Source organism: Streptacidiphilus sp. BW17 (genome assembly GCF_041262485.1).
GTDB lineage: Bacteria > Actinomycetota > Actinomycetes > Streptomycetales > Streptomycetaceae > Streptacidiphilus.
In genome coordinates this window covers 1-20,370 of sequence record NZ_JBGCCR010000059.1, presented here as the reverse complement: position 1 = coordinate 20,370, position 20,370 = coordinate 1, and the positions used below count along the sequence as shown (strand labels likewise).

General features: G+C 68.6%; 18 protein-coding genes. 15 read left to right on the top strand and 3 right to left on the bottom strand.

Annotated features, from left to right (window positions below):
* Positions 1 to 141: 141 nt before the first annotated feature.
* Together ABH940_RS36095 and ABH940_RS36090 are read left to right on the top strand one after the other, a co-directional pair.
* Positions 142 to 573 (top strand): SRPBCC family protein, encoded by a 432-nt coding sequence (locus ABH940_RS36095; protein WP_370067039.1) that lies wholly within the window; start codon positions 142 to 144, stop codon positions 571 to 573.
* A gap of 182 nt (positions 574 to 755) precedes the next feature.
* Positions 756 to 977, top strand: coding sequence for a recombinase family protein (locus tag ABH940_RS36090; protein ID WP_370067041.1), 222 nt, complete (start codon positions 756 to 758; stop codon positions 975 to 977).
* Here ABH940_RS36090 and ABH940_RS36085 read toward each other — a convergent pair.
* Together ABH940_RS36085 and ABH940_RS36080 are read right to left on the bottom strand one after the other, a co-directional pair.
* Positions 936 to 1,382, bottom strand: a complete 447-nt coding sequence (locus tag ABH940_RS36085; RefSeq protein ID WP_370067043.1) for a hypothetical protein — start codon at positions 1,380 to 1,382, stop codon at positions 936 to 938. The genes ABH940_RS36090 and ABH940_RS36085 overlap by 42 nt on opposite strands.
* A 279-nt stretch (positions 1,383 to 1,661) precedes the next feature.
* On the bottom strand, positions 1,662 to 2,675 hold the full coding sequence (locus ABH940_RS36080; RefSeq protein WP_370067127.1) for a LacI family DNA-binding transcriptional regulator: 1,014 nt from the start codon (positions 2,673 to 2,675) through the stop codon (positions 1,662 to 1,664).
* A gap of 301 nt (positions 2,676 to 2,976) precedes the next feature.
* Between ABH940_RS36080 and ABH940_RS36075 the strand changes: the two genes are divergently transcribed.
* The 12 genes from ABH940_RS36075 to ABH940_RS36020 all read left to right on the top strand — a co-directional run bounded on the left by ABH940_RS36075 (position 2,977) and on the right by ABH940_RS36020 (position 18,504).
* The gene (locus ABH940_RS36075) at positions 2,977 to 4,290 is read left to right on the top strand and encodes an ABC transporter substrate-binding protein (protein WP_370067045.1); all 1,314 of its coding nucleotides are present in this window, start codon (positions 2,977 to 2,979) and stop codon (positions 4,288 to 4,290) included.
* Between the two features lie 7 nt (positions 4,291 to 4,297).
* Entirely contained in the window at positions 4,298 to 5,266 is a 969-nt protein-coding gene (locus ABH940_RS36070; protein ID WP_370067047.1) for a carbohydrate ABC transporter permease, read from the top strand.
* A gap of 10 nt (positions 5,267 to 5,276) precedes the next feature.
* The gene (locus ABH940_RS36065) at positions 5,277 to 6,149 is read left to right on the top strand and encodes a carbohydrate ABC transporter permease (protein WP_370067049.1); all 873 of its coding nucleotides are present in this window, start codon (positions 5,277 to 5,279) and stop codon (positions 6,147 to 6,149) included.
* A gap of 121 nt (positions 6,150 to 6,270) precedes the next feature.
* Positions 6,271 to 8,031 carry a DUF5107 domain-containing protein gene (locus tag ABH940_RS36060; RefSeq protein WP_370107202.1) on the top strand — a complete coding sequence of 587 codons (1,761 nt, stop codon included), beginning with the start codon at positions 6,271 to 6,273 and terminating at the stop codon, positions 8,029 to 8,031.
* Between the two features lie 99 nt (positions 8,032 to 8,130).
* Positions 8,131 to 10,593: an RICIN domain-containing protein gene (locus ABH940_RS36055; protein ID WP_370107201.1), complete on the top strand. Its 2,463-nt coding sequence runs from the start codon at positions 8,131 to 8,133 to the stop codon at positions 10,591 to 10,593.
* Between the two features lie 205 nt (positions 10,594 to 10,798).
* Positions 10,799 to 13,180, top strand: coding sequence for a hypothetical protein (locus tag ABH940_RS36050; protein ID WP_370107200.1), 2,382 nt, complete (start codon positions 10,799 to 10,801; stop codon positions 13,178 to 13,180).
* 70 nt (positions 13,181 to 13,250) lie between these two features.
* Positions 13,251 to 14,021 carry an SDR family NAD(P)-dependent oxidoreductase gene (locus tag ABH940_RS36045; protein ID WP_370107199.1) on the top strand — a complete coding sequence of 257 codons (771 nt, stop codon included), beginning with the start codon at positions 13,251 to 13,253 and terminating at the stop codon, positions 14,019 to 14,021.
* Positions 14,022 to 14,056: 35 nt separating this feature from the next.
* Positions 14,057 to 14,512, top strand: coding sequence for an FCD domain-containing protein (locus ABH940_RS36040; RefSeq protein ID WP_370107198.1), 456 nt, complete (start codon positions 14,057 to 14,059; stop codon positions 14,510 to 14,512).
* Positions 14,509 to 15,654 (top strand): galactonate dehydratase, encoded by a 1,146-nt coding sequence (gene dgoD / locus ABH940_RS36035; RefSeq protein ID WP_370107197.1) that lies wholly within the window; start codon positions 14,509 to 14,511, stop codon positions 15,652 to 15,654. Before ABH940_RS36040 ends, dgoD begins: the two co-directional genes overlap by 4 nt.
* A gap of 203 nt (positions 15,655 to 15,857) precedes the next feature.
* Positions 15,858 to 16,490: a bifunctional 4-hydroxy-2-oxoglutarate aldolase/2-dehydro-3-deoxy-phosphogluconate aldolase gene (locus tag ABH940_RS36030; RefSeq protein ID WP_370107203.1), complete on the top strand. Its 633-nt coding sequence runs from the start codon at positions 15,858 to 15,860 to the stop codon at positions 16,488 to 16,490.
* On the top strand, positions 16,487 to 17,461 hold the full coding sequence (locus ABH940_RS36025; RefSeq protein WP_370067063.1) for an SMP-30/gluconolactonase/LRE family protein: 975 nt from the start codon (positions 16,487 to 16,489) through the stop codon (positions 17,459 to 17,461). Before ABH940_RS36030 ends, ABH940_RS36025 begins: the two co-directional genes overlap by 4 nt.
* Complete coding sequence (locus tag ABH940_RS36020) at positions 17,458 to 18,504, top strand: sugar kinase (RefSeq protein WP_370107196.1); 1,047 nt, start codon at positions 17,458 to 17,460, stop codon at positions 18,502 to 18,504. Before ABH940_RS36025 ends, ABH940_RS36020 begins: the two co-directional genes overlap by 4 nt.
* On the opposite strand, the gene ABH940_RS36015 is transcribed toward ABH940_RS36020, so the two are convergent.
* Positions 18,475 to 18,630: a hypothetical protein gene (locus tag ABH940_RS36015; RefSeq protein WP_370067067.1), complete on the bottom strand. Its 156-nt coding sequence runs from the start codon at positions 18,628 to 18,630 to the stop codon at positions 18,475 to 18,477. The genes ABH940_RS36020 and ABH940_RS36015 overlap by 30 nt on opposite strands.
* Before the next feature lie 839 nt (positions 18,631 to 19,469).
* On the opposite strand from ABH940_RS36015, the gene ABH940_RS36010 reads away from it, so the two are divergent.
* Complete coding sequence (locus ABH940_RS36010) at positions 19,470 to 20,324, top strand: hypothetical protein (RefSeq protein WP_370107195.1); 855 nt, start codon at positions 19,470 to 19,472, stop codon at positions 20,322 to 20,324.
* Positions 20,325 to 20,370 lie beyond the last annotated feature (46 nt).

The following is a 20,370-nucleotide window of genomic DNA, read 5'->3' as shown; positions in this document are numbered from 1 at the left end:
AGACCGACGCGGTCCTCGAATTCCTGCACAAGCTCATCGACACCCTGCCCGCAGGCGAGGCCCTCAACAAACGCCTCAACCTCGACTGACTCCACTACCCGCACGGGACGTGCCGACCGCGCGCCCAGGCAAGGAACGATCATGCGATTCGACAACACCGTGACCATCGACGCGCCCGTCGGCGAGGTCTTCGCCTACCTTGCGCGGCCCGAGAACCTCCCACGCTGGAACTATGCGCTCGGCCACACCGAGCAGACCTCCCCAGGACCGATCGGGGTCGGCTCGACCTACCGCCAGACCCGCACGATTCCGCGCCCGGCCGAGGAGCACTTCCGCGTCAGCGAGTACGACCCCCCGAACCTGCTGGCCATGGACGGCAACTTCGGCCCGTTCACCGGAACCGCCTCCTACCAGCTGACCCGGCTCGACCAGCACACCACCCGACTGGTCAACACCTTCCACGTCACCGCACCCGGAGCTCTCAAGGCCATCGCCGCGATCGCCGGCCCCCGGGTCAAACACGCGGTCGCCAAGAACCTCAACGTTCTGAAGGACATCCTCGAAATCCGGTGAACGCCCTCCCTCTCCCCGACGACCCGCGCTCACGGCCAACCGGCGAAGAGGGGGATTGGTGTCGACAGACGACCGTCTGTCGACACTCGGCACCGCGATCACGAACCGGCAGGTGGGCGGTGTCGGCAACTCGTGTCGAGTGTCAATGTTCGGAGAACGGTCCGTCAGATAGATTCCGGCACATGCTCATCGGCTACGCGCGAGTGTCCACCGCAGACCAGAACCCCGATCATCAGATCGACGCATTGCTGCAGCACGGAGTGGACTGTAGCGACATCCACGTTGGCACCGCGAGCGGCGCGAAGGCGTCCCGTCCGAAGCTGGAGGCACCTGGAGCCGATACGCCCCCGCCGCCCACACGGTCACCAGGAAGCTGGACTCCCCAACGAGTCACTGACAGTTGAAGCTCTGATCGCGTCCCGACCCGGCTGCGGGTAGCCGATCTCGGCGATGTCCTCGGCCAGGTCGGCGAAGGTGACCTCCGAGTTGAGCGACGACACGAGTTTCTGGCTCAGCGGTCGCAGGGCATAGACCTCACGCACCGCTTCCAGGTCAACGGGAACCTCGTAGTAGTCCTCGGCGAAGCGCTGGAACGTTTCCGGCGACTGGTCGACCAGGAGCTCGAACAGGCCCGTTGCCCCATCGGGGTTGGAACAACCGGCGGGAAAGTCGATCACGCCGTGCTGCCACCGTCCGTCCGTCGCCCCTCGCCACAGGCAGGCCGTCACGGCAGGCACGTTGTCCTCGTCGGTGAACGCCGGCTCCTCGACCGGCTCAGGATCGCATTGAGCATCGCCAGTGAGCGGCACGTGTTCTCCAGGTCGGCGATGGAGGGGAGCTGACGAGCTCTGTCATAGACAGTCACGTGTTCATCCAAGCGGATGCCCCTGGCAACCAGAATCTCCCGATGGCCGACACGCTCGGTAGCGATTCCGGGGCCGGTCGAGCCACCTGGTGACAGTTGAATACGCGGGCCCACCAGTACGTAGGCCGGATCGCGTCCTCGTGCTGCGCGCCGGTGCCAGCCGGGTGATGACGCTGTCCGCGCCGTCCTGCGGCCCGGTCGGCGGGGTGTTGCTTGGCTTGGCCTACCGGGAACCGTCGGGTGCGACTACTCGGGCCGGCCCAGTGCTTTCCCTGACGGTCAGCGTCGGACGTAGCAGCTGGATGAAATTGGTCGGGGTCTTGCCGTTGGCGATGGTCCGCAGCAGCAGTTCGACCGCCTGGCGCGCCATCGCGCGCCTCGGGAACGACACCGTCGTGAATGACGGGTGCGCTCGCGAGACCACCGCGACGTCGCCGTGCCCGACCACCGACACGTCCTGCGGGATCGAGCGGTCCTGCGCCTGTAGTGCGTCCATCGCCCCGTGGACGAGGACATCGTGGGTGGCGAAGATCGCCGTAAGGTCAGGGTCGGCGGCGAGTGCCGCGCTCGCCGCCGCGAAGGCCGCGTCGAGCGTCGGCTCCGAGATGGAGTGGACCGCGGTGTCCGGCACCGTCATCCCGTCCCTCGCGAAGGCGCGCCGAAAGCCTTCCAGCCGACGGAAATGGGTGGGGCTCGTCAGTACGGCGACATGCTCGTGGCCCAGTTCGCGCAGGTGGCGGCCGGCGAGGAAGCCCGCGTGTTCGTAGTCGATCGTGATGACCGGGAGGGTGTCCGGCGCGTCGGTTTCCCAGGCGCACAAGGCCACCGGGAAGCGGGCGTCGGCCAGGAGGGGCAGATGGTCGATCAGGTCTCGGTCGCCGGCGATGAGGAGTCCGTCGACGGAGCGGCTGGTGAGGCCGGCCAGGTGGCGGCGGGCGCGCTCGCCGTCGAGGCGGGTAGTGCACAGAAGGAGGTGGTAGCCGGCTTCTTCGAGGACGTCTTCCACCTCTTCGATGATGTCGGAGTAGAACCAGTTGGAGGTGGTCGGGACGAACAGGCCGACCGTCATCGTGCTGCCGGTCGCCAGGGAGCGGGCCACCAGGTTCGGCATGTAGCCGAGTTCGGCTATCGCCGCGCGGACGCGGGCCTCGGTCTCCGGGCGGACGCGGACCCGGCCGGACACGACGTTGGAGACGGTCATCTTCGTGACCCCGGCACGTTCGGCCACGTCCTGCATCGTCACCACGGGCGTGTTCCTTAGCGGAATTGTATCGGTAAAATACGTTGTCCAAAACATAGCCCCCGACCTCCGGCCCGTCAAGCAGGGAAGTCGTGTTCTCGCTGGGTCTACTTGGTCGATCGACCCCACCCTGTCCGCCCGGTGAAAAGGATCCAGGCGGAGACTCTTGTTTTACCGCTACACAAGGACCTACTGTTCCGACCCAGCACCACACCGCTCCGCCCGATCTCCGCGCCCACCCCCACGGTGCGGAACTCGTCGACCACCCCGTACACCACGGCCAAGAAGGATCCTCACGATGGTCAGCACTTCGAAGACGAGCAGGCGCGTCCTGGGCATAGCCACCGCGGCGGCGCTCGCGCTCGGCATGGCCGCCTGCAGCAGCACGAGCACCACAGCGGGCTCGGGCGGCGCCAAGTCCGGCGACAGCTTCACCTACTGGTCGATGTGGAACAAGACCGAGCCGCAGGCAAAGGTTCTGCAATCCGCGATCACCGCCTTCACCGCGCAGACCGGCATCAAGGTGGACGTCACGTGGGCCGGCCGCACCGTGACCAAGCAGATCGGTCCGGCGGTCGCCGCCGGCGACCCACCGGACCTGTGGGACCAGAACGCCGGCACCGTCCTCAGCACACTCGGGTCAGAGGGCCAGGCCCTGGACCTCACCCCGGTGCTCGGCATGACGGTCCCCGGCGAGAACGTGAAGGTCGGCAGCGTCATCCCTGCCAAGTACCTGACCTCGCAGCCCAAGGACTCCGACGGCACCAGCAACTACGTCATCCCCTACGAGGTCACCGCGGAAGGGATCTTCTACAACGCCGCCGATCCGAACATCAAGGCCGCGATGCCGACGCCGCCGACCTCGTGGGCCCAGTTCATCAGCGTCTGCGCGGCGCTGAAGTCCAAGAGCGAGCCCTGCATCGCCTCCGAGGGCGAGGACTCCTGGACCAACGGCCTCTACCTCGACTACGAACTGCTGGCCAACGGCGTCAACTGGTCGGCCCTGGCCGCTGACAGGACCGGCGCCGCCTGGGATGCGCCCGGTGTCGCCACTGCGGTGAACGATATGGACCAACTGGTTTCCGGCGGCTACATCGTCCCGACCTACACCGCCACCAAGTACCCGGCGCAGGAGACCAACTGGGCCAACGGCAGGGCCGGGTTCTACATGGACGGCAGCTACGTCACCGCCGAGGTCTCGAAGGAGATCCCGGCCACCTGGAGGACGGGGATGATCCTGCCGCCGGGCGTCACCCAGGCGGACGCCGGCACGTTCGGGTTCTCGATCCCGAAGAAGGCCAAGAACATCTCGGCGGCCGAGCAGTTCATCGCCTTCTTCATGCAGAAGAGCCAGTTGGCCGGGATCTCCACTGTCGCCGACAACATCACCTCGCGACCGGACATCGCGGCCCCGCCGGAGCTGGCCGCCGTCCAGCAGGCGCTGAGCGCCCCGACACTGCGCGTGGACTTCAGCAACACCATCCCGTCCGACTACTACAACAAGGTCTACAACCAGAACTTCCTGGACTTCTGGCACGGCAAGCTGACCGCCGCTCAGTTCATCGCGAAGATGAAGTCCGACCAGATCGCCTACTGGCAGACCCAGGGCTGACCGGTCCATGAACGCGCTCATCACCGAATCCACCCGCCTCCGCAAAGTCGTGGGGGATTCCCCCCGCCGCGGCAAGCGGAGCCAGTCGCCGCTGGAGCGGCAGCACCGCCGGACGTTCTGGCCGTTCGCCGCCCCGGCCCTGATCCTCTACACCGTCCTGTTCCTCGTGCCGATCGGTTTCGCCGCCTACACCAGCTTCTACAAGTGGGACGGGTTGAGTCCGATGAAGGACAGGGGCCTGAACAACTACCGGATCCTGTGGCGGGATCCCGTGTTCCACACCGCGCTGACCAACACCTTGGAGATCCTGATCGTCGGCGGCGTGGTCACGTTCGCGCTCGCCCTCGCGCTGACCATGGTTCTCAGGGAGATGCGCCACCGGCTGTTCGCCCGGTCCGTCCTGTTCTTCCCCACGCTGGTCAACGCGATGGTTTTCGGCATCCTGGCGGGGTTCCTGTTCTCCCCCTCCGGCCCGGTCAACGAGGTGCTGCACTGGCTGGGCGTGAGGACCCCGCCGCAGTGGCTGTCGACCGACAACCTCCTGCCGATGGTCATGGGGACGCTGATCTGGACGGCGACCGGCTTCTACACGGCCATCATCATGGCCGGCGTCGACCAGATCCCGCAGTACCTGTACGAGGCCGCCGAGTTGGACGGCTGCAACGCCTGGCAGCGATTCCGGAACGTGACGCTGCCGATGGCGTGGGATGTCATCTCGGTCTGCGCGGTGCTGTGGACCGTCAGCACGGTCAACATCTTCCAGCTGATCCTGGTCTTCGGCGGCACCAGTGCCGGAGGCCTCCCGCCGAGCAACTCCTGGAACACCGCGGTGTACGTCTACGGCGAAGCGTTCCCGCAGCAGGGCGCCCCGGAGCTGGGACTGGCCACGGCGGCCGCCTTGGTGACCCTCCTGTTGGTCGCCATCGTCACGGTCCTGCTGCGCCGCGTGCTGCGCCGCGAACGCATCGAGTACTGAGGAGCACGTCGTGACCATCGCACTGCCCACGCGCGGCAGGAGCAGCCGGCGCAAGAAAACCGGACCGGCGGTCCGGATCGGCACCTGGCTGGTCTGGCTGGTCGTCGCCGCCGACATCGGCCTGCTCCTGTGGACCTTCGCCTCCTCGCTGCGCGGCAGCAACGCCGTCCTGAATCACCCCTTCGGGCTCCCCACCAGCCCGAAGATCGGCAACTACGCCAAGGCCCTGAGTGACGGCGGCTTCGGCCGGGCCGCGCTGAACAGCATCTTCGTCGCCCTCGCCTCCGCGGCCCTGGTCGTCGTCGTCGCTGCGCCCTGCGCATACGTCCTGGCCCGCAGACGCACTCGCACCACCAGCGCCCTGACGATGATGTTCGTCCTCGGTCTGGGCGTCCCCGGCCAGGTGTTGGTGATCCCGCTGTTCGTCGGTCTCTCCAAGGTCAACCTCACCGACAGCCTCTACGGCCTGATCCTGGTGTACGTCGGTCTGGCCCTGCCGTTCACCGTCTACCTGCTGACCGGCTTCTTCGCCGGCGTCCCGGCCGTGCTGGAGGAGGCCGCCGTCCTCGACGGGGCCGGTCCCGTCCAGACCTTCGTGAAGGTGATCGTCCCGGTCGCCCGCGGCGGCTTGATCACCGCCTTCGTGTTCCAGGTCATCAACGGCTGGAACGAGACGCTGTTCGCGATCGTCCTGCTGCACAGCCAGGACAAGATCACGCTCCCGGTCGCGATGGTCAACTTCCTGGCCACCGAGCAGTACAGCGGCCAGGACTGGGGCGTCATGTTCGCCGGCGTCTGCATTCTCCTCGCCCCGATGCTCGCCCTGTTCAGCTGGATCGGATCACGCATCATCCAAGGCATGACGGTGGGAATAGGAAAATGAGCTCATCGCTACGCACCGGCGTCCTTCGGATCGAAGGGGCGGCCGATCCAGTGGGCGGCGTGCTGCCGATCCTCCAGGGCATCCGCCTGGAACCGCTGAAGGCGTCGGAATTGACGCCGAGATGTCACGCAACCTCGCCTACGGCCGGCCACACTCGCTGGTGCCCTATACCCGGCAGGGCGGCTACGACCGCCTGCGCAGCGAGCGCGAACTGCCGACCGTGGTCCTGGAGAACGAGACCCTGACAGCGACGTTCCTGCCCGGCCACGGCGGACGTCTGTGGTCCCTGATCCACCGGCCGACCGGCCGGGAGCTGTTGCACCGCAACGAGATCCTGCAGCCGGCGAACCTGGCCCTGCGGGACGCGTGGCTGGCCGGAGGCGTCGAATGGAACTTCGGGACGACGGGCCACTGGCCGCTGACTTGCGAACCGTTGCACGCTGTCCGGGCGACCGCACCGGACGGCACGCCGGTGCTTCGGATGTACGAGTTCGAACGCCTGCGGCGCGTGATCGTACAGGTCGACGCGTGGCTCCCTGCCGATTCGCACGTCCTGTACGTCCACGTCTCCGTCCGCAATCCGTCGCCGGACGAGACGCCGGTTTACTGGTGGACGAACATCGCCGTGCCGGAGGCCCCGGACGTCCGCGTCGTCGGCCCGGCCGACCATGCCTTCCGGTTCGACTACATCAGCGACTTGGAGTACGTGGAGTTCCCGAACCTCGACGGCATGGACCGGAGCTATCCGGGCCGGATGTCGCGCGCGGCGGACTACTTCCTGGAAGTCCCGGACGGAGAGCGCGGCTGGATCGCATCGCTGGACGCGACCGGATCAGGGCTCATCCAGACCTCGACCGACCGGCTGCGCGGCCGCAAGCTCTTCTGCTGGGGGACCGCGGCCGGCGGCCGAAACTGGCAGGAATGGCTGTCGGGCCCGGATTCGGCCTATCTGGAGATCCAGGCCGGTCTGGCGCGCACGCAGTTGGAGCACGTGCCGATGCCCGGCGGTGTGACGTGGTCGTGGGTCGAGGCGTACGGGATGGCACAGGCCGATCCCGAGGCGGTGCACGGGAGTTGGGATGAGGCGCGATCGGCCGTCGCCGCCTCCTTGCATGAGCTGGTCCCGCCGCCGGTATTGGACGCGGCGCTGGCGTCGACCTCGGAGTTCGTCGGCTCCGGCGAGATGTTGTCGCACGGCTCGGGGTGGGGTGCCCTGGAGATCGAGGCCGGGTCGCTGCCGCTGGTGCCGGAGTTGCCGTTCGGGTCCTGCGACACCGCCCAGCGTCCCTGGCTGGAACTGCTCGTGTCCGGTTGTCTCCCGGTCTGCGACCCGCCTGCCGCACCCGTCGTCGGGCCGCGTTGGCGGGAGCTCCTGGAGGAACGCGCCGACGACTGGCACGCGCTCTACCACCTCGGCCTGATGCGTCTGGCCGATGGGGATGACGACGCCGCGCGCGATGCTTTCGAACGCTCGGTCGGTGAGCGGCCCACGGCGTGGGCTCTGCGTGCGCTGGCCTTCCTGGCCTGCTCGGCCGAGGAGGCAGCCGACCTCGCGGCCGAGGCGCACCGGCTGCTCCCGGATCTCAGAGAGTTGACGATCGAGGTCCTCGACGCTCTGCTCCTTGCCGGCCGTTCCGGCGAGGTGTTGGCCCTGATCGAGGCGCTGCCGCAGGCCGACCGAGACCACGGCCGGATCCGTCTGGCCGAGGCGAGGGCCGTGCACGCCTCGGGCGACGACGACCGAGTCAGGGTTCTCCTGGCCGAAGGGATCCGCGTGGACAACATGCGCGAGGGCGAGCTCTCCCTCGACGCGCTCTGGACAGCGGTCTACCCCGGGCAACCGGTTCCGGCGGCATACGACTTCCGCATGTCGGAAGGCTGAGACGAGGTCCGCCTCCCGCGCGCTGAGCACGGGTGGCGCACCTTTCCACGGGGAGTCCTGAACCGCTCATCAACGCAGTTCTGACACGAAGGAGTACCTGTGTCACGTCCACTCACCTCACTGGTCGCGGTCGCGGTCGCTGCCGCAGCCGCACTGGTGCCGGTCACCAGCGCCCTGGCGACATCGCCTGCCTCGGCGACTCCGGCGAGCGCCACCTACACGGTGACCGTCGGCTCCACCGGTTCCTTCGCCAACCCCGACGACACGCCGGCCAGTCCCTTCATCGACAAGGACGGGACCTTCTACTACCAGGAGTCCTACTCGAACTACGGCGTCACCGACCCGCACCAGTGGTCCTTCTACACCGGAACGAACTTCGACACCGCCACCGCGGACAACACCCTCGACAACGCGGTGAATCCGGCCAACTCCTCGGACAGCAACGCCAACACGACCTGGCGCTGCGAGAACGGCCCGACCGGCGTCAACGCCACCGCCAGCTCGGGCTACCCGCTCACCGACTACTGCGATCTCGTCGGCACCTGGGTCGACCCGGACACGGGGAACTGGTACGGCCTGGTCCACAACGAGTTCACCGGCCAGCCCTTCGGCGACGGCCTGCACTACGACGCCATCGACTACGCCGAGTCGACTGACCAGGGCAAGGTGTGGACCATCCTCGGCCACGCCGTCACGTCGCCCTACAGCACCACCCGTGGCGACACCACGGCGTTCCCCAACTCCGTGTACGACTACGGCGACGGCGACCCGCGTCTGTACGTCGACACCGCGTCAGGGTACTTCTACCTCTACTACGGCTCGCGCATCGTCCCCAAAGGCGGCGTCACGGGGAGCATGGACGGACTGGCGCACGTCGCCCGCGCACCGATCTCCGGCAAGATGGCGACCGGTACCTGGCAGAAGTGGTACGACGGCAGCTGGACGCAGCCGGGCGTCGGCGGCCTGGAGAGCAACATGGTCCCGACCTCGGTCGACGCCACCGGCTACACGCCGGTCGCCGACGACTACAGCCCATCGACCACTGGCGACGTCGACCAGCAGGTCGCGGCAGGCGCCCTGCCGTCCAAGTCGCCGCTGTTCCTCATGAACATCACCTACGACGCGTACCTCGGCCTGTACATCGGCGAGCCGGAACAGGTCAGCACGACCGGTCCGCAGCAGTACTACGCGACCAGGGACCTCTCGACGCAGCAGTGGACGCTGATCGGCGACTCCGGCAGCTACACGGACCAGTCCTGGTACCGCTGGTTCGTCGACGGCGCCAACGCGACCAGCTCCACCATCGTCGGCAAGACGTTCCGCTCGTATTGCTCGGTCTCCTGCTACAACGGCTCCGGCGGACTGTATGAGAACACGACCATCGCCACGTCCGCGCCGGCCGCACCGATCGACACGACCAAGAGGTACACGATCGGCAGCGGGAGCGGCCGCTTCCTGTCGCAGGTCGCCAGAAGCTCCGCGACCACCTCGCTGACCGCCGCCGGTGGGTCGCCCCTGGCGCAGTGGCAGTTCACCAGCAACGGTGACGGCTCGTACAACGTCGCCAACGCCTCCACCGGCCGGCTGCTCGGCGTCGACTCGACCTCCACCGCCAGCCGCCGCTGGGGGACTGCACCGACTGTCACCCCGCAGGGGTCCGGTGGACCGACCGTCGGCCAGCAGTGGTTCGTCCTCCCGACCACGCCGTCGAACGGCACCTACCGCCTCGTCAACCGCTACAGCGGCCTGGTGATCGGCATGTCCTCGACGGCGGGCCGGCTCTCTGAGACCACGCCGCCTCGCAACTGGACCAACACCACCGGCAACCGCGTCGGTGGAACGCGCACCGCGGCCGAGCAGACCCTGACACTCACCCAGGTCGGATCAGCTCCCGAGACCGTCATCGTCGCCAGTCCCGGCTCGCAGTCCACGACGGCCAACCGGTCCGCGTCGCTCCAAGTCGCCGGCACCGACTCGTTCGGCAACGCCCTGACGTATTCGGCCACCGGCCTGCCGGCCGGACTGTCCATCAGCTCCACGGGTCTGATCTCGGGGACCCCGACCACCGCCGGATCCTCGAACGTCACCGTCACCGCCACCTCGGGCACGGCGAGCGGCTCGACCACCTTCAGCTGGGCTGTCAACGCCAACCTCAACGGCACCACCCACACTCTGACCGCGAATGGCATGGCGCTCGACGACCCGGGCAGCAGCACGTCGCCCGGAGTCCAGCTCGACACCTGGACGCCGGCGAGCAGCTCGAACGAGAAGTGGACGTTTGCGCAGCAGCCCGACGGCTCCTACGAGATCGTCAACGTCCTGTCCGGACTCTGTGTCGACGTCAACGGCGGCGGATCGAACGCGGGCGCCGTGATCGATCAGTGGACCTGCGTCGGCAGCACCAACCAGCTGTGGAACGTGACGCAGCTGGCAGGCGGCGCGTACTCGATCACGAACGAGCGCAGCGGGCTGGTTCTCACGACCGCCTCAACGTCCGCCGGAGCGCTGGTGACGCAGCAAGCGAACACCGGCTCCGCGCTTCAGCAGTGGACGATCAACTGAGCTGATCCGCGTGAGGGCGCGGGTCTGATCGGGACGCGTCCCGACCGGCTACGAGGATCCGGCCGAGACGTGTCCGACCGTGTGCCCCCGAGGGTTAACGGCATTGCGCCCCCAAGAAAATTCGTTCGGCTTATGCAGGAACCAGGTGTGTCCCGCCCTGGTGGTGCGCTGAGCCGCTCGACCAGCGCCGAAAGCGAGCACCACCATGCAGGTCCCCGCGGCCGATCCGGCCGACAATCTCCGCCTCGCCGCTCCCGTCGGCCGGTGGGATGACGCCGTTCCGCTCGGCAACGGGATGATCGGCGGCTTGCTGTGGGGCGAAGGCAGCTCCCTGCGTCTGTCGTTGGACCGCGGGGATCTTTGGGACGAGCGCACTACCGGCCAGGCGGAATGGTGGAAGGAGCATCCCTGGAACAGTCTCGAAGACGATGGAGACCCCTGGAGTCAGTACTACGAAGGCGTCACCCCGACCAAGCTGCCGGCCGGCCGCCTGGAAGTGAAGGTCGATCCCGCGCGGACGATCGAGACGTTCGAATTGGACTTCGCCACCGCCGAGGGCGTGGTGGCGTTCGATGACGGAGCCGCGGCGCGGGTACTCGTCAGTGCGACCGAACCTGTTGCGCTGCTTCGGGTTGTCGGCGTGTCCGTGCTGGAAGCCAGGTTGTTGCCGGCCGGTGCAGTCGAGGAATCCGGAGATGCCGGTCCTAGAAGCGGTGGTGCCGTGGCCGGGCTCGGCTACCCGCCGGCCAAACGCGGGCAGACGGACGATGCGCACTGGTACGTGCAGGATGCGGCGGACGGTTTCAGGTACTGCGCCTGTGTCGTCACGCGACACCGCGGTGCGGAGACCCTGCTGGCTGTGGCCGTGACCACCACCAATGACTGCGCGCCAGGTGAGGATCTCCTGATGCTGGCCCGGAAGCGGTGCGACGAAGCGCTGGCAAAGGGCTATGCGGAAGTCCTGTCCTCGCATGCTGCGTGGTGGCACGAGTTCTGGGCACAGTCGTCCATTGAGATACCGTCACCGCACATCCGGCGTTCTTACCAGTTCGCCCGTTACCTCTACGGTGCAGGTTCGCGCCAGGGCGCGCCGCCGATGCCGCTGCAAGGCGTCTGGACCGCTGATGACGGGGGCCTGCCGCCGTGGAAGGGCGACTACCACAACGATCTCAACACCCAGCTGACCTACATGGCTTACCAGGGGGCCGGTCACTTCGAGTCCGGCGACAGCTACCTGGACTTCCTGGTGAAGTTGACACCTTCCTTCCGAAGGTTCGCCATGGACTTCTACGGCACCGGCGGCCTGGCGTCGCCCGGTGTGATGTCGTTGTCCGGCCAGCCCCTCGGCGGGTGGGGCCAGTACTCGATGTCCCCGACGATGAGTGCGTGGAACGCCCACCTGTTCTATCTGCACTGGCGCTACACCGGAGACGACGACTTCCTGCGGGATCGTGCCTATCCGTGGTGCGCCGAGGTGGGCCGATGCCTGGCGGAACTGCTCTCGCGCGACGCAAACGGGATCCTGGTGCTACCCAGGTCCTCCTCACCGGAGATCTTCGACAACGGCCCGCGTGCCTGGCTCAAGCCCAACAGCAACTACGACCTCATGTGCCTGAAGATGCTGTTCCTCTCGCTTACGGAGATGGCCGAAGCACAGGGCCAGTCGACGGCGGCGCGGAAGTGGGCACGACTGGCCGACGAACTGGGCGACTTCCACGCCGCCGCCGACGGTGAGTTGTTGTTGGACGCCGAGACGCCGTTGCGTGAGAGCCACCGTCACCTGTCCAACCTGATCGCGATCCACCCGTTCAACCTGATCTCCGTGGACGGCGGTGCGCGGGACAATGAGCGCATTCGAGCATCGCTCGCGGCCTGGGACGAGTTGGGCACCGGCGAATGGTGCGGCTATACGTGGGCCTGGATGAGCTGCCTGCGCGCGCGGGTCGGCGACGGGGAAGCGGCTGCCCGCCACCTGGACGTCTTCACGCGCGCGTTCGTCTCGCGCAACGGCTTCCACGTCAACGGCGACCAGTCGGGCGAGGGCTTCTCGAACCTCACCTACCGGCCCTTCACGCTGGAGGGCAACTTCGCTGCCATGCAGGCCGTCCAGGAGATGCTGCTGCAGAGTTGGAGTCCGACCCCGGGAAAGCGCGACACCGAGACGATCCGCCTGTTCCCCGCCATCCCGTGGAGCTGGCACGACGCGGCCTTTACCGACCTGCGTGCCGAAGGCGGCCACCGGGTCTCCGCGAGGCGCGAGAACAACATCACGACGTGGTTCAGGATCACGGCGGGTAAGGACGGTCCCGTCCGCGTTCGAGACGGCTTCGGCGGGCGCGAGCCCGAGTGGGCGAACCCGGGCGTCACAAGGGCCGGTGCCGACTTCGTGGCCTGGTTGAGGAAGGGCGAGGTTCTGGAAGGCCGGTTGGCAAGGTCGGCTCACGGCCCTGAGGCCCCGGCCGGAGCGACCGCGCGAGTCGGACAGTCGCCGGCCACGCTGCCAGGCACGGCCGACCAGGGCTGTGTTCTGCTCGACGATCCGTCCGACGCCGGTGGCCGCGAGGCCCAGGGCCGGGAACTGCGATGAGCAACGTTCGCAATCCACGTATTGCTGTGACTGTGTATCACCCGTCAAGGAATTGAGGAGTCGTCACCAGATGAGCGGACCGGAGCATGCCATCATCGGGCGGTTCACAGGCAGGGTGGCCGTGGTGACCGGTGCAGCGTCGGGTATCGGCGCGGCGACGGCCAGACGCCTCGCGCAGGAGGGCGCGGCGGTGATCGTCGCGGACATCTCCGACCGAGGCGCGGAAGTGAGCAGGTCGATCACGGACGGCGGCGGCCACGCGAGCTTCGTGCACGCCGATGCCGCCGACGAGGGGGACTGGTACCGCATCGCCGAGGCCGCCCACGCCTTCGGCCCGGTGGACCTGCTCGTCAGCAACGCGTTCAACGTCGACGTCGCGGCCGTGCACGAGACCTCCCGAGCCTCCTGGGACCGCCAGTTGGCGGTCAACCTCACCGCATCCTTCCTGGGCACCCGCGCGCTGCTGGCCGACCTGCGCGAGCGCGAGGGCAGCGTCGTGCTGGTCTCCTCGGTCCACGCTCGCATCGGGATACCCGGCCACCCCGCCTACGCCGCCGCCAAGGGCGCACTGGTATCGCTGTGCGGGCAGCTCGCGGTCGAGTACGCACCGCAGGTACGCGTGAACGCGGTGCTGCCAGGACCGGTGCTGACCGCCGCCTGGGACCGGGTCGGCGACGAGGGCCGGTACCAGAGCGTCCAGGCCACCCCGGCGGGCCGCTTCGGCGCCCCATCGGAGGTTGCGGCGGCCATCGCGTTCCTCGCCAGCGGCGAGGCATCGTTCATCACCGGCGCGAGCCTTGTCGTGGACGGCGGCTGGAGCGTCGCCAAGGCATCGGCCTGAGCTTCCGACTAGAGGTCAAGAAGGGCACACAGCACATGCCGAATTATGGAAGCCGCGGCGTCCACGGCCAGACCGAGGAGATCATCGCCCGGCGGGTCCTGAGCGGAGAGCTGCCGGAAGGCGGAGCGCTCGACCTCACGGCGCTACAGCAGGAACTCGGCGCGGACACCGCCCGGCCCTCGATGTCCGCGGCCGGCGACCCGCGCGGCGCCGTCGAGGCGGACCTGGCCTTCCACCGCAGCCTGCTCGGTGCGACCCAGAACGAACTCCAGGAGCGCATGGAAGCGGTGCTCGGATCCGCCCTCGTGGCGCGTGACCAAGTCGTACACGGCAGCGACGACCACCCCGATGCCACTGTGCCCAGCCGCCGGGCGGTACTCGACGCCGCGCGGGAACAGGACTCGGACGCGGCGGAGGCGGCCGTGTCCGCCCTGCTGGACAAGGCGATCAGCGGCGAGGAACGCGTACGGCCCGGGACGGGCCTCACGTGAAGATCACGAGGGTTGAGACCTTCCTGGTGCCGCCGCGGTGGCTGTTCTGCCGGATCGAGACCGACGAAGGCGCCGTCGGCTGGGGCGAGCCGGTGGTCGAAGGGCGCGCCGAAGTGGTGCGCGCGGCCGTCGAGGTCTTCGCCGAGTACCTGATCGGCCAGGATCCGCTGCGCATCCAGGACCACTGGCAGGTCCTGACCAAGGGCGGCTTCTACCGGGACGGCCCCGTGCTCTCCAGCGCGGTGGCCGGCATCGACCAGGCCCTGTGGGACATCGCCGGCAAGACGTACGACGCGCCGGTGTACGGGCTGCTCGGCGGCGCCGTGCGCGAGCGGGTCCGCGTCTACGCCTGGGTCGGGGGCGACGAGCCGGAGGAACTCGCTGACGGGATAGCAGCCCAGGTCGAGGCCGGGTTCACGGCGGTGAAAATGAACGCCTGCGGACGCATGTCACCGATCGCGACCTCGGCCGAGGTCGACGGGGTCCTGGCCCGCGCGGCGGCAGCGCGCGAAGCGCTGGGCCCCGAGCGGGACATGGCCATCGACTGCCACGGACGGTTCACCCCCGCCACCGCCCGGCGTATCCTGCCCGAACTCGCGCAGCACCGGCCCCTGTTCGTCGAGGAGCCGGTGCTACCCGAACACCACCACGCCCTGGCCTCACTGGTCCGGGCCAGCCCCGTGCCACTGGCGACCGGAGAGCGCATCTACACCCGCGTGGGCTTCCTGCCCGTGCTGCAGGCCGGGGTGGCGGTCGTGCAGCCGGACCCGTCCCACGCGGGCGGGATCAGCGAGGTGTCACGCATCGCGTCGCTCGCCGACACCTACGGCGCGCTGCTCGCCCCGCACTGCCCGCTCGGCCCGATCGCGCTGGCCGCGAACCTGCAACTCGGCTTCGCCACACCGAATCTCCTGATCCAGGAGCAGAGCCTCGGCATCCACTACAACAACGACGCGGACCTGCTGTCCTACGTCTTGGACCCCGAGCCGTTCCGCTTCGTCGACGGACACGCGCTGCGCACGTCGCTGCCCGGCCTCGGAGTCACCGTCGACGAGGCAGCCGTGCGAGCCGCGGACCGCGCCGGGCATCGCTGGCGCAATCCGGTCTGGCGCCAGCCCGACGGCACCCTGGCTGAGTGGTGAGCCGCGCTCACAACGCGTCCGTCACCATCCACGGCGAACCACTGACCGTGAAAGCCGAGCAGCGGCTGGCCCCGGTCGCGCGGTGGCGCAGCCTGGGCGGCTTTCCCCAGCACCACCCCTACCGCAGCATCGGCGCGGAACCGATTCTCGGCAGAGTACTCAACCTCGCGGATGCCCGCGCCGCACCGGAAGGAACTGAAGAAATGGATCTTGTTTCATTGCTTCGTGCACGGCGGCTGCTGGCCATCGTGCGCGGACGGCGGGCCGAGGCGGCCCTCGACACCGTGCGCACCCTCGCAGACGAGGGCGTCACCCTGATCGAGGTCTCCCTCACCAGCCACCGGGCGCTCGACGTCATAACCCGGGCTCGCGAGGAACTCGGAGTGCAGGTACTGCTCGGCGTGGGGACGGTGGTGACCGCGCAGGACGCCCGCGACGCACACGCCGCCGGGGCCCAGTTCGCGGTGACACCAGGCCTCGGCGACGGCGTCGAGCAGGCCCGCAGTCTGGGGATGTCGACCCTGGTCGGAGCCCTGACGCCGTCCGAGGTGATCGCGGCACAGGCGGCCGGAGCGGACGCGGTCAAGCTGTTCCCCGCCTCAGCCACGGGCGGGCCCGGCTACCTGAGAACGCTGCGAGCCCCCTTCCCGCAGGTCCCGTTCGTCCCCGTGGGCGGCGTGGACACGCGGACCGGCCGCAGCTACCTGAACGGCGGCGCAACAGCCATCGGGGTGGGCAGCCCACTGATCGGCGACGCCGCTGACGGCGGCGACCTGTCACTGCTCCGTGAACGCGCGCGGGCATACCTTCGGCTGGCCGAGGAGCCCGGCCGGTGACCGGGACAGAACTGGGCAACGCCACGGCACGCTGGCGTGATCGACTCGAACTCGGTGAAGGCGCACGGTGGGTGGACGGCCGCCTGGTCCTGGTGGACATCCTCGCCGGGCGACTGCTGGCCGACAGCGGGGGAGAGCGGCTGAACATCCTGGCTGCGCTCGACGTCCCGCTCGGGGCGGTCGCCGCGATCCACGGCAGCAGGGACACATGGATCGCGGCGGCCGGAACAGGCGTGTGCATAATCCCCGGAACCGGGGCGGTCACCTGGCTGAGCTGCCCGGAGGAGCACGCTCACCAGCGCATGCGCATGAACGACGCCATCGCGGACCCGTCCGGTCGGCTGTGGGTCGGCAGCATGGCCTATGACACGACCGATGGCGCCGGATCGCTCTACCGGGTCGACCGGGACGGGACCGTCAGCAAGGCGCTCAACGGCGTCACGATCCCGAACGGCCCCGCCTTCACCGACGACGGAACCACCATGTACCTCGCCGACAGCGCCCGCCGCTCGGTCCACCGCTTCCGGGTGGACCCCGCCACCGGCGCGCTCAGCGAACGCGAACTCCTCGTCGACCTCACCGGCAGCAGCGGGCAGCCCGACGGTATGACGGTGGACCGTGAAGGCGGCGTGTGGATAGCGCTGTGGGGCGCGGGCGCCGTCCACCGCTACCTGCCCGACGGAACGCTCGACCGCGTGGTCGAGCTCCCCGCGACACAGCCCACCAGCGTCTGCCTTGGTGGTGCCGACGGACGCTTGCTCCACATCACGACTGCCAGCTACGGCCTGCGGGCACCAGGACCGCACGACGGCGCGGTCCTCACCGTTACCGTCGAGATTCCCGGTTCCGCCTCCGCATCGTTCCGTGCCGAGGCCCCCGTGGCGGCGATACTCGACGCACCCGCCGGGCCGGGCGCACGCATGGGAAGCATGGACGGACAGGAACGTCACAACAATTGGGAACGCACATGACCGATCTGCTCTGGCGGCCCGCAGCGCGGGCCGAAGGCCACGTGGTGGCCTGTATCGGCGAGACCATGGTCGCTCTGGCCCCGACGGACGGAATCGCCCTGGAACAGACCACCTGCCTGGCCCTCGACGTGGCCGGAGCGGAGTCCAACGTGGCGATGTACCTGGCCGATCACGCGGTGAGGTCCCGGTGGGTGTCGAGACTCGGTGACGACGTCTTCGGCCGCCGGGTGCTGCACCGGGTGCGCGCCGCCGGAGTCGACGTCACTGCGGTGCAGACCGACCCGGATCGGCCGACCGGCCTGCTGGTCAAAGACCCGGACGCGGCAGGCACACGCGTGAGCTACTACCGGCGAGGGTCGGCAGCCTCGGCCATGGGGCCCGACATGCTCGCCAGCCCCGCGCTGCGCGCGGCCACCCTCTGGCACCTCACCGGAATCACCCCGGCGCTCTCCGACAGCTGCCGGGAACTGGCGATGGCCGCGTTTTGCGACAAGCCGGCCGACCGGCCCGCGACGAGCTTCGACGTGAACTATCGCCCGTCCTTGTGGCGTGAGCCGCCGCGCGAGCTGCTGCGCACACTGGCACAGGCAGCCGACGTCGTCTTCGTTGGTCTGGACGAGGCGCAGTCGCTGTGGGGAGAGGAGCTGCGCGAGGCGACTGACGTGCGCGCGTACCTGCCCGATCCCCGGATTCTCATCGTCAAGGACGGTGCGACGGCGGCAACCGCCTTCTGCGCAGACACGAGCGTGACTGTGCCCTCGCTCAAGGTCGATATCGTCGAATCAGTCGGCGCCGGTGACGCGTTCGCCGCCGGCTTCCTCGCCGGCCTGCTCAAGGGGCAGTCTGCAGAGCGCTGCCTGCAGACCGGACACGTCACCGCGGCCGCGGCGCTGAGGGTGACATCGGACCACGGACCGCTGCCGGATCCGGGCGAGTACAGGAGACTGCTCGAGCGCAGCCCCGCACCACAGGTGAACGCGCTGGCCCAGGGCGAGGTCACCTGCGATCCGCAGTCAGTGGCGGCGGGCGCGCTTGGTCAGTAGTGCGAGCTGGTGATAGAGGCGGAAGCGCATGGTGTCGGGCTCGGCGTCGGCCAGGTCGTCGTGGTCGTGCAGGGCCAGTAGTCGCAGCCAGGCGTTCAGATCGGCGGCGAGATTCACGCTCAGCATCCAGCCGCGATTGACCTGCCAGGACTTCGAGGGCAGGTTGTGCAGGCCCAGCGCGCCGGATGGCAGCTGCTCATCGTCCCATCATGGCTCCCTGCGTCCGTGACGCGTGCCGGTGCTGCCTGTGAGACGGCCCCGTGGGCAACGGCAAGATCGTTATACGGCTTGTCGACGGCTCTGTTCCCTGCGTGCTCAGGTAGCTGCCTGACCTGCGGCGTTGTATGGCGGCGGACGAGTCGGCCTGTACGCCGGGTTTTCCTGCCCCACCTTTCTGACCTGCACCGATGGGGTGGCGAATCGGTTGTGACCTGCGGGAAGGGCAGTCAGAAGCAGTCAGAGGGAGTCACAGGCAGTCATGCTGCTTGGCCCCCGATTGGCCCCGAGTCTGGCCCCCTGCTGGTGCCGGGCTGATGCTGTGAGCGCAGGCCTGCCTCCGAGCGGTGCCGGACATACGAATGCCCCCAGGAGTGGAGTCCTGGAGGCATCCCTGGCACCGATTGGAGGTCGGTCCCGGACACCACCCGCGGTCTTAGCGGGCCTTGGTGGTGTCCACGTCCTTGCGAGACACGACCAGGATGCCAGCCTCAGCTTTCCCTCGGCAGCAGCGCGAGGAAGCGCTATCAAGCTCACGCCCATCTCGCACGCCCCCCATAACGGGACCAGCCCTCGGACTGTCGGGCCTCCCGCGCTCGGCCGCTGATCTGATTCTGCTGGGTGATCTCGGTGGCCGGTATGCAACCGGTGCCTACTCCCGGGCCGGTGGTGGCACGGTCCGGCTGCGGGAGCGGCGGCAGGCGGAGTCGGAGCACGGTCACCGGATCACCGCGGCGATTGCGTGCCACGTGGCCCGCGCGGGTGGCACGGTCGAGCAGCTGGCCCGGCTGTTGTTGCACCCGGAGCACGAGGGCGGCCGACATGCGCAGGTGATCGCGTTGCGGTCGGGGCACGCCCGCGCCCGGGGGTATGTCGAGCGTGTCTGGGCCACCGCGCTGGCCCTGGTCGAATCCACGACGGATGTCGCGTCGCGTGGCGAGGCGCATGAGGTTCTGGCGCGGCTGCGGGAGCGCATCGAGACCACTGCGTGGCGCGGCGAGCGGGGCCGGACCGCGTTGCGGGTGCTGCGGGCGCACCTGAACTTCGCCCAGGCAGCCGGGGGCCGTCTGCATTTCGCGAGTGAGCGGCAGGCGGCGGAGGAGGCCGGGATCTCCCGGCAGACCCTGCGGCAGGCCTACGAGTTGGTGTTGAAGCCGGGCGGTTGGCTGCGTCGTCTGCGGGTCGGCTACGGCACCGAGGGTTCGACCTGGTACCTGGCCGACGGACCTGCAGACCAGCAGCGCGCTGGTGTGTCTCGTGATCAGCCCAGTCAGTGCCACCCCGACGGGGAGCTTGGGGAGTGGTCTACCCCTGAGACGGACAGCGGAGCTGACGTCGATTCCCGGGTCATTGCCCTGCTGATGGCGCACGACGCGTTTGCCCACAATGCCCTTGGCTCCTCGGCGTTGATGGTCATCGGTGCCCTGCATGCCCGCCCTGCCCAGGTACCTGCCGAGCTGGTGGTCACCGCGTCCCTGTCGCGGGCCACCGTCTATCGCACGCTCGCCCGCCTGGAGTCCCACCACCTGGTCCAGCGGATCGGTTCTGGTTGGTCGCTCATTAGAGGACCATCCCTACTGCAGCCCTCTTCGGTAGGGTTGTGACCTCTCGGTCCCGGCGGGTGCATGGCTCCGGTCGCGAGCTTCTCGA

Bases quoted from the DNA above. Each gene is read 5' to 3' on its own strand.
- ABH940_RS36080 (WP_370067127.1), bottom strand. From the start codon at position 2,675: ATGCAGGACGTGGCCGAACGTGCCGGGGTCACGAAGATGACCGTCTCC.
- ABH940_RS36070 (WP_370067047.1), top strand. From the start codon at position 4,298: ATGAACGCGCTCATCACCGAATCCACCCGCCTCCGCAAAGTCGTGGGG.
- ABH940_RS36015 (WP_370067067.1), bottom strand. From the start codon at position 18,630: ATGCTGAGCGTGAATCTCGCCGCCGATCTGAACGCCTGGCTGCGACTA.
- ABH940_RS36095 (WP_370067039.1), top strand. From the start codon at position 142: ATGCGATTCGACAACACCGTGACCATCGACGCGCCCGTCGGCGAGGTC.
- ABH940_RS36060 (WP_370107202.1), top strand. From the start codon at position 6,271: ATGTCACGCAACCTCGCCTACGGCCGGCCACACTCGCTGGTGCCCTAT.
- ABH940_RS36050 (WP_370107200.1), top strand. From the start codon at position 10,799: ATGCAGGTCCCCGCGGCCGATCCGGCCGACAATCTCCGCCTCGCCGCT.
- ABH940_RS36040 (WP_370107198.1), top strand. From the start codon at position 14,057: ATGCCGAATTATGGAAGCCGCGGCGTCCACGGCCAGACCGAGGAGATC.
- ABH940_RS36030 (WP_370107203.1), top strand. From the start codon at position 15,858: ATGGATCTTGTTTCATTGCTTCGTGCACGGCGGCTGCTGGCCATCGTG.
- ABH940_RS36090 (WP_370067041.1), top strand. From the start codon at position 756: ATGCTCATCGGCTACGCGCGAGTGTCCACCGCAGACCAGAACCCCGAT.
- ABH940_RS36075 (WP_370067045.1), top strand. From the start codon at position 2,977: ATGGTCAGCACTTCGAAGACGAGCAGGCGCGTCCTGGGCATAGCCACC.
- ABH940_RS36020 (WP_370107196.1), top strand. From the start codon at position 17,458: ATGACCGATCTGCTCTGGCGGCCCGCAGCGCGGGCCGAAGGCCACGTG.
- ABH940_RS36045 (WP_370107199.1), top strand. From the start codon at position 13,251: ATGAGCGGACCGGAGCATGCCATCATCGGGCGGTTCACAGGCAGGGTG.